Here is a 10,368-nt window from a genome sequence, read left to right on the forward strand (position 1 = left end):
GTGTCATTTCCGAGCTGGTCAATGATGACGGCACCGTCAAGCGCGGTCCGCAGGTGCAGGCTTTCGCCGAGGAGCATGGCCTCAAGCAGGTTTCGGTCGCCGACCTCATCGCCTACCGGCAGCGCAAGGAAACGCTGGTCGAACGCGTCGCCTGCTCGGAAATCGACACGCTCGGCGGCAAGGCACAGGTCTTCACCTACACGCTGCCGTGGGACTCCATGCATCACGTCGCCATCGTCTTCGGCGACATTCGTGACGGCGAGGACGTGCCGGTGCGTCTGCATTCCGAGGATGTGGTGACCGATGTCTTCGGCACCAGCCACCGGCTCGACGCCATCATTAAGACAATGGGCGAGCGCAGGCGCGGTGTCATCGTCTATCTCAGAGAAGGCTCCGTCGGCGTTGCGCATCAGGAGCGCAAGCGGCCGGCAAGCGGCGACCGCGAGGATCACGAAGAGGCGCGCCGCCGTGAAAACGAGTGGCGCGAGATCGGGCTAGGCGCCCAGATACTCAAGGATCTCGGCATCTCCTCGATCAACCTGATCGCCTCGCGCGAACGCCACTATGTCGGCCTCGAAGGTTTTGGCATCCACATCGCCAAGACCGAGATCCTCTGAGCCTCCCGTCGATCCGGTTGCCGGAGAAGACGGATGAATGCGTCTCTGCCTACCAGCCAGCGCAGCGAACGGCTTTTGCTGCGCCGCCCAGAAGAGAGGCTGATCTGGATTTCCTGATCGACCTCTTTTCGCGCCGGGAGCTTGTTGCTCATCGTCCGGACCCTGTCCCGGATACAGCCCAGCAGAGCGCCGCGCGGCTGACGCGCGACATCGGTCATTGGGACAAGCACGGCTTTGGCCGCTGGGCGGTCGAGGCGGATGAAAAGCTGGTCGGCTTCGGCGGCGTCACGGTATCGGCGGATTTCGACGGTCTGAACCTGTCCTATCATCTTCATCCGGCGAGCTGGGGACATGGCTATGCCACGGAATCGGTGATGGAAGCACTGCGCACCGCGTTCGGCCCCTTGCGTGCCGATCGGGTTGTCGGCATCGTCCGCCCCGCCAATCCGGCTTCGCGACGGGTGCTGGAGAAATGTGGCTTCGTCTTCGAAAAAGAGGTGATGCTGCACGGGGCGCCAACGATAGTTTTGGCATTGGCGCACCCAAGAAGAGTCAATATTTCAGGCCCGGCCGCCTAGAGCGGCGCGCCCGGCCTAAGGCCCGGGCGCGCCGGAACTATTCCGCAGCAATCGCGGCTGCTTCGCATCCGTCCATCTCGCACTCAGCCGTGGCAAGGCTGCGCTGGCCAAGCAGCACCGTGGCCAGCGCGATCGTGCCTGAAGCCACAGAGACCCAGAACCCGTTCTGGGCACCGAACGCATCGACCACCGCGCCGGCCGCGAACGAGCCGAGCGCCATGCCGATGCCGATGCCGGTCATGACCCAGGTAATGCCTTCGGTCAGCATCGCCTCCGGCACATGCCGCTCGATCAGGCCGAAGGCGGTGATGAAGGTCGGCGAAATCGCCACGCCGCTGATGAACACAGTCAGCGCCAGCAGTGGCACGGTGTCGGCGGTGAGCGGCAACAGCGTGCCGAGCGCGACGAGGGCGACTGCGATGGCGAGCTGGCGTTGCAGCGGCGCCTTCAGGCTGAGCGCGCCGACGATGATACCGAGCACGAACGATCCCAGCGCATAAACGCCGATGACAAGGCTGGCGGCGCCGGGCTGGCCAAGCTCCTTGGTGATCGCCACGGTGCTGACTTCCGTCGTCGCGAAGGTCGCGCCGATGAAGATCAGGGCGAAGGTGATGATCTGAACCGGCCGCAGGCGGATCGCCGAGCCGCTTGAGCCATGGTCCACCGGCCGCACTTGCGGCTCCGTCGAGCGTTGCAGGATGAAGGCCGCTGATCCGAATGCGAGAAATAATGTGCTCACCAGAACGCCGGCTTCCGGGAACAGGGCAGCACTGAGACCGACCGATAGCGATGCCCCGGCGATATAGACCAGTTCATCGGCCGCGGACTCGAAGGCGAATGCGGTGTTCATCTGCGGCCGTCCGCGGAAAATCTCTGTCCAGCGCGCCCGCACCATCGCCGGCATGCTTGGCATGGCCGCGGCCAGTAGGGCCGACACGAACAGCGTCCACACCGGCCAGTCCTGGTTGGCCGCCGCTATCAGGACGGCGAAAGCCAGCACCGCGATGATGGTGGTGGGCACGACGATCCGTGTCTGGCCCAGGCGGTCCACCAGTCTGGATATCTGCGGCGCAACGAAAGCGTTGGCCAGCGCGTATGTTGCCGAGACGGCTCCGGCCAGCCAGTATTCGCCACGCGTCTGCGACAGCATCGCCACGATGCCGATGGGCGCCATGGCGATCGGCAGGCGCGCCATGAATCCGGCGGCCGCAAAGCCCTTGGCTCCGGGGGCACGAAAGATTTCCGAATAGGGATTTTGCATGGGTGGTTCCTCGACAAAGGACGATTCGGCAATTACATACGAAGCGTATGCTTGTTAAATAGAGCATACGCCGCGTATGTCAATTGGCATACGTTACGTATGTGAATAGGGCCAGAAGCCATGCACAGACCCCGCAAGGAGATGATCGCCGAGACGCGCGCAAAGCTGATCGCGGCGGCCCGCCATGCCTTCGGCACAACAGGCTATGCGGAAGCCTCGATGGATGATTTCACCGCTTCGGCCGGGCTGACGCGCGGCGCGCTCTATCATCATTTCGGCGACAAGAAGGGGCTGCTGCAGGCGGTCATAGCCCAGATCGACGGCGAGATGGCGGCGCGCATCAATGAGGTCGCGTCGAGAGCGCCGACCCGCTGGCAGCATTTCGTCGACGAGTGCTCGACCTATATCGAGATGGCGCTGGAGCCGGAAATCCAGCGCATCATGTTCCGGGATGGCCCGGCCGTGCTGGGGGATCCAGCGCAATGGCCGAATGCCAGTGCGTGCATCGTGTCAATGACCGACCATCTGACCGCGCTGCAGGAGGAGGGGGTCGTTGTCTCGAGCCTCGACCCCGAGACGGCCTCGCGACTGATCAACGGAGCGAGCAGCCAGGCAGCGCAACGGATCGCCAATTCGGACGACCCCGAAGCGACGTCCAAGAAGGTGGTGACGGCGTTCAAGCAACTGCTCGAAGGCCTGCTCAAGAAGCCGGATCCGCAGTCGAATTGAAGTTCCCACCGGAGCTTTTCGTGCCGGCAGCTGTTCCCGATAGGAATTTTTTCTCGACACCTGCCCTCAGCTAAGGTACATATTCGTCCATGGTGCTGATTTGCGCCGGTGACCCGCCGCACAGGCGGGTTTTTCGTTTGATGCTCCGTCAGACAATGCGCCGGCGAAAGGCTGCGAAAGAAAACCGTTGCCCAGAATTCGTCGCCCTGTGGTGCCAGGGCCGGCAATTGACAATCGTCGGGTTGAGTTCATCCTCTTCCACCATCTCTGAGGCGGAGATTCGGGGCACATGTGGGATTTCGAGATCGGCCGGTCGGTGTCCATCATGATGCGGACCTGGCCGTTCATCGTCTTTCGTATGATCGTCTATTTCGGCATCACGCTGGCCTACATCATGGCGACCGGCACCGGTGCCTCGGTCGGCTATGGTGTCGGCCATATCTCCACCGATCCCGACGGGCCCATGTCCTTTGCCCTGTGGGGCGGCGTGGTCGGGTTTGGCATCGTCTCGATCGCGGTCTACTGGATCCGTGAATACATCCTCTATATCGTCAAGGCCGGCCACATCGCCGTCATGGTTCATCTGATCGACGGCCGCGACATTCCCGGCGGTCAGGACCAGATCGCCTACGCCAGGGATGTCGTCACCCAGCGTTTTGCCGAGGCCAATATCCTTTTCGTCGTCGACCAACTCGTCAAGGGTGCCATCCGCGCCATCACCGGCCTGCTCGGCGGTATCGCCGCCTTCCTGCCGATACCGGGCCTGAGCGGCCTGGTCTCCTTCATCAACACGGTGATCCGCCTGTCGCTGACCTATGTCGACGAGATCATCCTCGGCTACAACATCCGCATCAATTCAGCCTCACCCTTCGAGACGGCGCGCCAAGGCGTCGTGCTCTATGCCCAGAACGGCAAGGTCATGGTCAAGAACGCCGTCTGGCTGGCGGTCATCATGTGGGGCGTGTCGTTCGTCATCTTTCTGATGATGCTGGCGCCTGCCGGCGCCATTCTGTTCCTGATGCCCGGCCAGCTCGCCGGCTGGGCCTTCGTGCTCGCCATCGTCTTCGCCTGGGCGTTCAAGGCGGCCTTCATCGAGCCTTTCGCCATCGCTTGCCTGATGCAGGTCTATTTCAAGACCATCGCGGGCCAGGTGCCGGATCCGGCCTGGGACGCCCGGTTGGCCGAGGCGTCGTCGAAGTTCAGGGAGCTCAAGGACAAGGCGCTCGCCTCCTTCGGCGGTTCGCGCTGGGGTACGGCCGGCGCCACACCCTGATCGGCCGGGCAGGTGGTGTCTGGTGAGGCAGAAACGGTGTTGAGGCGCGCCACGGTGGACTTGAGCTGTGCCTCGCCTTGCCCGGAAAACGTCTCGCTCATGATCAGTTCCGGCAGCGGCAGCCGCCGTCCCCAACCATGCGTTTCAAGGTCCGGTTTGGAAGCGAACTCGGAAACACGGCCGACGCAGAGATAGGCGATTGGCGTTACGTGATCCGGAATGGCCAACAGCCGCTTCAGCGCCTCAGCCTCGATGATGCTCACCCAGCCGACGCCAACGCCCTCGGCACGCGCGGCCAGCCAGAAATTCTGCACCGCGCAGACGGTGCTGTAGAGATCCATCTCCGGATTGTGCCAGCGTCCCAGCGGCGAACCCTTCGAGCGCTGCCGGTCGCAAGTGATGCAGATGTTGAGCGCGCTTTCGCAGATGCCTTCCAGCTTGAGCTTGCGGTACAGCGCCTGTTTTTCCGCCTCGATCGCCGGCAGTTCCTGCTCGCGCGCGGCCAGGAACAGGTCGCGCACCTCCGCTCGTCGTCCGGCATCGCGAATGACAATGAAATTCCATGGCTGCATGAAGCCGACCGATGGCGCGTGATGGGCGGCAAGCAGCAGCCGCGCCAGCACGTCGTCATCGATCGCGTTGGGCAGGAAATGGCTGCGCACGTCGCGCCGCGTGAACATGGCGCGATAGACCGCATCGCGCGCATTCTGGTCGAATCCATCGTCAATGGCAGCGGTCATATGTTCCGGCATCGCTTGTCCCCTTGCGATTGCAGATTCAAAACGGTCAGAGCGTACGCTGTGCGTCCAAATGGACGCACGTCGCTCTGATGCCACCCGCCCGACCATGCGGATGACGATGCCTGCCAGGCCGGTCTTCTGGCTTGGGATCAACCCGCGTCCGGTGCCTTCCCGTCATCGACAGTGGCATTTACCGGCGCGGTCCCCCTCACAGCGTTGGGCACGCCACGGAATTCAACCGTGTTCCCGATTCTCCCGCTTGCGGCGGGCACCAGGCAGTACCAAGGACTTTACGCCGAAGCGCCGGCGGGGCCAATGCCTGCGGCGACACGAATGGACGCAGGCGCGATTTTCCCCAGTCATCGGCCGCCCGTGCATGGCCTTTGTCGATCGGGGTCACTAGATTAGGACGATGACCACCCGTCTCTACACGCATCCGATCTTCCTCGAGCATCTCACGCCGCCCGGACATCCCGAGCGGCCCGACCGCCTGCGCGCCATCGAGCGCGTGCTCGATGAGGAAGCCTTTGCCGCGCTCGATCGTATCCAGGCGCCGGAAGGCGACGAGGCCACCATCCTCTACGCGCATCCCGCCGATTTCGTCGCCCGCGTGCGCGCCGCCATCCCCGACGAGGGGATTGCCCGCATCGATGCCGACACCACTGCCAGTCCGAAGAGCTGGCAAGCGGCGATCACCGCGATCGGCGCCGCCAACGCCGCCGTCGATGATGTCTTTTCGGGCCGCGCCGACAACGTCTTCGTCGCCGCCCGGCCGCCCGGCCATCATGCCGAAAAGACCACGGCCATGGGCTTCTGCCTGTTCAACACGGCGGCGATCGCGGCGCGTTATGCGCAGAAGAAACACGGTGTCGAGCGCGTTGCCATCGTCGACTGGGACGTGCATCACGGCAATGGCACGCAGGATATTTTCTGGGACGATCCCTCGGTGCTCTATTGCTCGACACACCAGATGCCGCTTTATCCCGGCACCGGAGCGAAGACCGAAACGGGCGCCGGCAATATCGTCAACGCACCGCTGGCGCCGCAGACCGGCAGCGAAGTGTTTCGCGATGCCTTCCTGTCGCGCGTCCTGCCCGCGCTCGACAATTTCGCGCCCGACCTGATCATCATTTCGGCCGGGTTCGACGCGCACCACCGCGATCCGCTGGCCGAGATCAATCTGACCGAGGATGATTTCGACTGGGCGACCGGCCAGTTGATGCAGCGCGCGGCACGCCACAGCGGCAACCGGCTCGTAAGCCTGCTCGAGGGCGGCTACGATCTGCAGGGATTGGCATTTTCGGTCGCCGCCCATGTCGGGCGACTGATGAAAGGATGAATGATGGCTGGTGAGACCAACGAAGACGTCAAGGCGATGAGCTTCGAGCAGGCACTCGATGCGCTGGAGAAGATCGTCGATGATCTGGAGCGTGGCGACGTGCCGCTCGACCAGTCGATCAGGATCTATGAACGTGGCGAGGCGCTGAAGGCGCATTGCGACCGGCTGCTGAAGGCCGCCGAGGACAAGGTCGAGAAGATCAGGCTGTCGCGCGACGGCAAGCCGGTTGGAACGGAGCCGCTCGACGCGGATTGAGGCCGGTCCGAACGATGGCCTCGCCTCACCGGTTTTTGGACATGATCATGATCGAGGCTATAACTCGTTCCGATTGAAACAGCTCAAGGACAAGAGGAGATACGGAAGCGATGTGCAGAAACATCAAGACCCTGTTCAATTTTGATCCGCCGGCAACCAATGACGAGGTGCGCGACGCGGCCCTTCAGTTCGTCCGCAAGCTGAGCGGAACGACGCGACCCTCGAAGCAGAACCAGCACGCCTTCGATCATGCCGTCGACGCCATCGCGGCCTCGGCGCGCGAACTGCTCGATTCCCTGGAAACCCATCAGCATCCGCGCAATCGCGAAGAGGTGGCGGCCAAGCTGCGGGCAAAGGCGGCCATCCGCTTTGCCTGATGCGGCCAGGCGGCCTTCGACCACCGACAAGGAGAGTCCATGAGCTTCTTCCCCGGGAAAGACCCTGAGGTGGGCGATGCGTTCGCCAGCGATCAGATCGAATTGATGGTCGTTCCGAACGCCAAGGACATCGGTGGTTTTCAGGTGCGCCGTGCCCTGCCAACGGCAAAAAGGCGGTTGGTCGGTCCGTTCATCTTCTTCGACCGCATGGGTCCCGCGATCCTGCGGGCCGGCCAGGCGCTGGACGTCCGTCCGCATCCGCATATCGGACTGTCGACGGTCACCTATCTGTTCGACGGCAAGATCCGGCACCGCGACTCCCTCGGCACCGAAATGGTCATTCAGCCCGGCGACGTGAATTTGATGACCGCCGGCCGCGGCATCGTCCATTCGGAGCGTACGCCGGAGGAACTGCGTGGCGCGCCGATGTCGATATCCGGCCTGCAGACATGGCTGGCGCTGCCGGACGACAAGGAAGAGGTGGCTCCTGTGTTCGAGAACACAGGAGCGCTCAGGCTTCCCGAGATTGATGCCGAAGGCGTCAACGGGCGCCTCATCATCGGCGATTTCCAAGGATTACGGTCCCCGGTCAGGGCCGATTCGGAGACGCTCTACGCCGACCTGCGCCTGGCGCCCGGCGCCAGCGTGAAAATCCCTGCCGATGCGGAAGAGCGCGCCATTTACACGCTGGAAGGCGAGGTCTCGATTTCGGGCGATGTGTTCCCAGCCGAACGGCTGCTGGTCTTCCGTCCCGGTGACGAGATCGTCGTGTCGTCGCAGACCGGGGCGCATTTCATGCTGTTCGGCGGCGCCTCTCTTGGTTCGAAGCGTTACATCTGGTGGAATTTCGTCTCGTCGTCGAAAGAGCGTATCGAACAGGCGAAAGAGGAATGGAAGACAGGCCGCTTCGACATCGTTCCAGGAGACGAGGAAGAGTTCATTCCGCTGCCGGAAAGCTGATGCCTGTCGCCCAAAGTGGCCCGGTTTTGGGGAAACGACCTGCATAGAAGCAAAAGACCACAGTCTGATCCGCGTCACTGACACGCATTTACTTTCGCCGGCCGGCGGCCTATTTCGCCCATCAACCGAAAGCCTGAGCACCGTGAACGCAACGCCGCATACGCCGCTTCTCGACAAGACCCGCATCCCGGCCGACCTGCGCACGCTTGCCGAGAGTGAGCTGCCGCAACTGGCGTCCGAGCTTCGCGCCGAGCTGGTCGACGCGGTATCCCGCACGGGTGGTCATCTGGGCGCCGGCCTTGGCGTGGTCGAGCTGACAGTGGCGCTGCACTATGTCTTCAACACCCCCGATGATCGGCTGATCTGGGATGTCGGCCACCAGGCCTATCCGCACAAGATCCTGACCGGCCGCCGCGACCGTATCCGCACGCTGCGCCAGGAAGGCGGCCTGTCCGGCTTCACCCGCCGCGCCGAGAGCGAGTACGATCCCTTCGGCGCTGCCCACTCCTCGACATCGATATCGGCCGGCCTCGGCATGGCCGCGGCCCGCGATCTCTCCGGCGGCCGCAACAATGTCATCGCCGTCATCGGCGACGGCGCCATGTCTGCCGGCATGGCCTACGAGGCGATGAACAATGCCGGCGCACTCGATGCACGGCTGATCGTCATTCTCAACGACAACGACATGTCGATCGCGCCGCCAACCGGCGCCATGAGCGCCTATCTGGCGCGGCTGGCCTCCGGCAAGGCCTATATCGGCCTGCGCGATTTCGGCAAAAAACTGACGTCTTATCTCGGCAAGCGCGCGGATCGTGCGATCACAAGGGCGGTCGAGCATGCACGTGGCTACGTCACCGGCGGCACGCTGTTCGAGGAACTCGGCTTCTATCACATCGGCCCGATCGACGGCCACAATCTGGAACATCTGATCCCGGTCCTGAAAAATGTCCGAGACAATGGCGAAGGCCCGGTGCTCATCCATGTCGTCACCCAGAAGGGCAAGGGCTATGCGCCGGCGGAAGCCGCCGCCGACAAATATCACGGCGTCAACAAGTTCGACGTCATCACCGGCGCGCAGGCCAAGGCGCCGGCCAACGCACCGGCCTACACCAAGGTGTTCGCCGAAAGCCTGGTCCAGGAGGGCCGCGAGGACGACCGCATCGTCGCCGTCACCGCAGCCATGCCGAGCGGTACCGGCCTCGACCTGTTCGGCGAAGCGTTCCCGTCGAGGACCTTCGATGTCGGCATCGCCGAACAGCACGCGGTGACCTTCGCCGCCGGCCTCGCCACCGAAGGCTACAAGCCGTTCGCGGCCATCTATTCCACCTTCCTGCAGCGCGCCTACGACCAGGTCGTCCACGACGTCGCCATCCAGAAATTACCGGTGCGCTTTCCCATCGACCGCGCCGGCTTCGTCGGCGCCGATGGCGCCACCCATTGCGGCGCCTTCGACACCACCTTCCTGGCGACACTGCCGGGCTTCGTGGTGATGGCGGCGGCCGACGAGGCGGAGCTGCGCCACATGGTACGCACCGCGGCAAGCTATGATGACGGCCCGATCGCCTTTCGCTATCCGCGCGGCAATGGCGTTGGCGTCGACATGCCGGAGCGTGGCTCCGTGCTCGAAATCGGCAAGGGCCGCATCGTCAGGGAGGGCACCAAGGTAGCATTGCTGTCCTTCGGCACACGGCTGCAGGATTGCCTGATCGCCGCCGAGGAGCTAGGGGCTGCCGGGCTTTCCACCACGGTCGCCGACGCCCGTTTCGCCAAGCCGCTCGACGAGGATCTGATCCGGCGGCTGGCCCGCTCGCATGAGGTTCTGGTGACGGTGGAGGAGGGCGCCGTCGGCGGCTTCGCCAGCCATGTGCTGCAGTTCCTCGCCCATGAAGGCCTGCTGGAAAGCGGCCTGAAGGTGCGCCCGCTGGTGCTGCCCGACGTGTTTACCGACCACGCCAAGCCGGAAAAGATGTATGCCGATGCCGGGCTCGATGCTGCCGGCATCGTGCGCACCGTGTTCGTCGCGCTCGGGCATACGGTTCGCGCCCAGCGCGCCTGAATCAAAGTCTCAGTGACTTGAATCAGTTTGCCGGCCAACGTTCTTAACGCGTTGTTTACGCTGCCGTTTGGCGCTTTGCTTACCGTGTCTCTTGGCCGTTTTTCAACGGCGCCCTGCTAGATCGTGATCAGGCAGGGAGACAGCAACAATGAAAACGCTTCTGTGCGGCGCAGCGCTTTGCGC

The 10,368-nt window shown here is 63.5% G+C and carries 9 protein-coding genes, 2 pseudogenes and 1 riboswitch; of the genes and pseudogenes, 9 read left to right on the forward strand and 2 right to left on the reverse strand.

Features of this window, described 5'->3' with window-relative positions; translation table 11 throughout:
* On the forward strand, nt 1-617 hold a 617-nt coding region (locus EN925_RS09285), incomplete at its 5' end, for a 3,4-dihydroxy-2-butanone-4-phosphate synthase (protein ID WP_206632811.1).
* Nucleotides 618-650: 33 nt separating this feature from the next.
* Nucleotides 651-1,195 (forward strand): annotated as a pseudogene (locus EN925_RS09290) (GNAT family protein).
* 37 nt (nt 1,196-1,232) lie between these two features.
* On the opposite strand, the gene EN925_RS09295 reads toward EN925_RS09290, so the two are convergent.
* Nucleotides 1,233-2,456, reverse strand: a complete 1,224-nt coding sequence (locus EN925_RS09295) for an MFS transporter (RefSeq protein ID WP_027164157.1) — start codon at nt 2,454-2,456, stop codon at nt 1,233-1,235.
* A gap of 120 nt (nt 2,457-2,576) precedes the next feature.
* On the opposite strand from EN925_RS09295, the gene EN925_RS09300 reads away from it, so the two are divergent.
* Nucleotides 2,577-3,185, forward strand: coding sequence for a TetR/AcrR family transcriptional regulator (locus EN925_RS09300; RefSeq protein WP_013532796.1), 609 nt, complete (start codon nt 2,577-2,579; stop codon nt 3,183-3,185).
* 289 nt (nt 3,186-3,474) lie between these two features.
* Nucleotides 3,475-4,458 carry a hypothetical protein gene (locus EN925_RS09305; RefSeq protein WP_063167669.1) on the forward strand — a complete coding sequence of 328 codons (984 nt, stop codon included), beginning with the start codon at nt 3,475-3,477 and terminating at the stop codon, nt 4,456-4,458.
* Between the two features lie 122 nt (nt 4,459-4,580).
* Here the strand turns inward: EN925_RS09305 and bluB are convergent.
* Nucleotides 4,581-5,306 (reverse strand): annotated as a pseudogene (bluB, locus tag EN925_RS40630) (5,6-dimethylbenzimidazole synthase); the annotation flags it as partial.
* A 2-nt stretch (nt 5,307-5,308) separates the two neighbouring features.
* Nucleotides 5,309-5,489: riboswitch (cobalamin riboswitch) on the reverse strand.
* 121 nt (nt 5,490-5,610) lie between these two features.
* Between bluB and EN925_RS09315 the strand changes: the two are divergent.
* From EN925_RS09315 to dxs, 5 genes are all read left to right on the forward strand, one after another.
* On the forward strand, nt 5,611-6,537 hold the full coding sequence (locus EN925_RS09315) for a histone deacetylase family protein (protein WP_024503603.1): 927 nt from the start codon (nt 5,611-5,613) through the stop codon (nt 6,535-6,537).
* A 3-nt stretch (nt 6,538-6,540) separates the two neighbouring features.
* The gene (locus tag EN925_RS09320; protein WP_013532792.1) at nt 6,541-6,792 is read left to right on the forward strand and encodes an exodeoxyribonuclease VII small subunit; all 252 of its coding nucleotides are present in this window, start codon (nt 6,541-6,543) and stop codon (nt 6,790-6,792) included.
* Nucleotides 6,793-6,902: 110 nt separating this feature from the next.
* A complete protein-coding gene (locus tag EN925_RS09325) occupies nt 6,903-7,169 on the forward strand; it encodes a DUF2277 domain-containing protein (protein ID WP_013532791.1) in 267 nt (88 codons plus the stop codon).
* Between the two features lie 39 nt (nt 7,170-7,208).
* Nucleotides 7,209-8,129 (forward strand): pirin family protein, encoded by a 921-nt coding sequence (locus tag EN925_RS09330; RefSeq protein WP_127385448.1) that lies wholly within the window; start codon nt 7,209-7,211, stop codon nt 8,127-8,129.
* A gap of 142 nt (nt 8,130-8,271) precedes the next feature.
* Nucleotides 8,272-10,185, forward strand: coding sequence for a 1-deoxy-D-xylulose-5-phosphate synthase (gene dxs / locus EN925_RS09335; RefSeq protein WP_127368845.1), 1,914 nt, complete (start codon nt 8,272-8,274; stop codon nt 10,183-10,185).
* Nucleotides 10,186-10,368: the final 183 nt, after the last annotated feature.

Source organism: Mesorhizobium sp. M7A.F.Ca.US.006.04.2.1 (assembly GCF_004022915.1).
Classification (GTDB): domain Bacteria; phylum Pseudomonadota; class Alphaproteobacteria; order Rhizobiales; family Rhizobiaceae; genus Mesorhizobium; species Mesorhizobium ciceri.